The organism is Rhodopseudomonas sp. BR0C11 (assembly GCF_010820945.1).
In the GTDB taxonomy this organism is placed as follows: domain Bacteria; phylum Pseudomonadota; class Alphaproteobacteria; order Rhizobiales; family Xanthobacteraceae; genus Rhodopseudomonas; species Rhodopseudomonas palustris_H.
The window spans coordinates 1-1,949 of record NZ_QTKI01000604.1; the positions used below are offsets into that span (position 1 = coordinate 1).

The following is a 1,949-nucleotide window of genomic DNA, read 5'->3' on the forward strand; positions in this document are numbered from 1 at the left end:
GTCCCCGTCGTTATTGACGAACTTGAACAGACGTTCAGCTTCGCCGTTGCCGGTGTGATTGATCGGCAACGCTTCCCGACGAGCCGGGATAATTCTCCGGTTAAGACAAAAAAAATCTTGCGGCCCGGCATCGAAACACCTATCTCCAGCCTTGCCCAATTTCGCACGTGCCCGTGGTCGTGTGTCAGTCGGTAGGTATCCGGACAAGAGGCCGGACAGCCGCCAAGGGATGAAGAGCCGAGGGTCTCCAAGCGGCAACGCGACGAGGCCAGCATCTCTCTCAAGAGATGCCGTTGAAGGTGGCTTCCTCTCTTGCAACCGTGACTGACAGCCGGAGGCGAACCGGCGCACCTCGTTCTCAACGGGGGACGCGACTTAAAGCAACGACGGAGCGGGCTTTTTTGGTCTCTGCCGGCTTTCCATCAGCCGGCGCGAATACCGAAGAGGCTTGTCCTTCATTGCCAGTGAGCGGGCGGGATCCTTCCCAACCAATCCAAGGCAGCACTGCTCGTCCGAGCTGATCGCTCGTCGCGCCTCCATCGCGCGACGGCGCTGAAGCCGTCGGATCAGCGCCATCGTTGGTAAGCGCCCGTCGCTGGGCGCGTGGGAGAGTGCCATGACCGAACGTATCCGTGAATTCCTGCGCGACCGCCGCGCCAAGGGTCTGGACGTCGAGCCGTGCCTGGTCGTTGACCTCGAAGTGGTCCGCGACAACTTCATGCATTTCGCCAAGGCGCTGCCGGACAGCCGCGTGTTCTATGCGATCAAGGCCAACCCGGCACCGGAAGTGCTGTCGCTGCTGGCCTCGCTGGGCTCGTGCTTCGACTGCGCCTCGGTGCAGGAAATCCAGATGGCGCTGGCCGCGGGAGCGACCCCGGACCGCATCTCGTTTGGTAACACCATCAAGAAGGAGCGCGACATCGCGCGCGCCTACGAGCTCGGCATCCGCCTGTTCTCGGTCGACTGCACCGCCGAGGTGGAGAAGGTCGCGCGTGCGGCGCCCGGCTCGAAGGTGTTCTGCCGCATCCTGTACGATTGCGCCGGCGCCGAGTGGCCGCTGTCGCGCAAGTTCGGCTGCGATCCGGAGATGGCGGTGGACGTGCTCGACAACGCCAAGCGTCTCGGCCTGGAAGCCTATGGCATCTCGTTCCATGTTGGCTCGCAGCAGCGCAAGGTGAAGGCGTGGGACCGCGCGCTGGCGATGGCCGCGTCCGTATTCCGCGACTGTGCCGAGCGCGGCATCACGCTGTCGATGGTCAACATGGGTGGCGGCTTCCCGACCAAGTATCTAAAGGAAGTCCCGCCGGTCGTGCAGTACGGCCGCTCGATCTTCCGGGCGCTGCGCAAGCACTTCGGCAACCAGATCCCGGAGACCATCATCGAGCCGGGTCGCGGCATGGTCGGCAACGCCGGCGTGATCGAGACCGAAGTCGTTCTGATTTCGAAGAAGAGCGACGAGGACGACGTGCGCTGGGTGTATCTCGACATCGGCAAGTTCGGCGGTCTCGCCGAGACGATGGACGAGTCGATCCGCTACGCGATCCGCTCGCGCCACGACGGCGCCGAGATGACGCCCTGCGTGCTCGCCGGCCCGACCTGCGATTCGGCCGACGTGCTGTACGAGAAGATGCCGTATCCGCTGCCGGTGACGCTCGAGATTGGCGACAAGCTGCTGATCGAAGGCACCGGGGCCTATACGTCGACCTACTCGTCGGTGGCGTTCAACGGCTTCCCGCCGCTGGCGACCTACCACATCTGATGTCCGCTCCTCCGCGCTGCGGAGGTCGGATAGCAGGGTGAATCAGCGACTCGTGTCGCCCTCACCCCGGCCCTCTCCCGCAGGCGGGAGAGGGAGCAGAACAATTGAGGCCGGCTTGCCGGCCTCTCCCTGTCACATTGCTATCTGCTGACAACACGCTGCCGGCGCGGTTCGCCGGACGGCGTGGGGA

The 1,949-nt window shown here is 64.1% G+C and carries 1 protein-coding gene; it reads left to right on the forward strand.

From position 1 onward, the window contains the following. Window positions 1-616 precede the first annotated feature (616 nt). On the forward strand, window positions 617-1,759 hold the full coding sequence (locus DYI24_RS25680) for a type III PLP-dependent enzyme (RefSeq protein WP_164574318.1): 1,143 nt from the start codon (window positions 617-619) through the stop codon (window positions 1,757-1,759). Window positions 1,760-1,949: the final 190 nt, after the last annotated feature.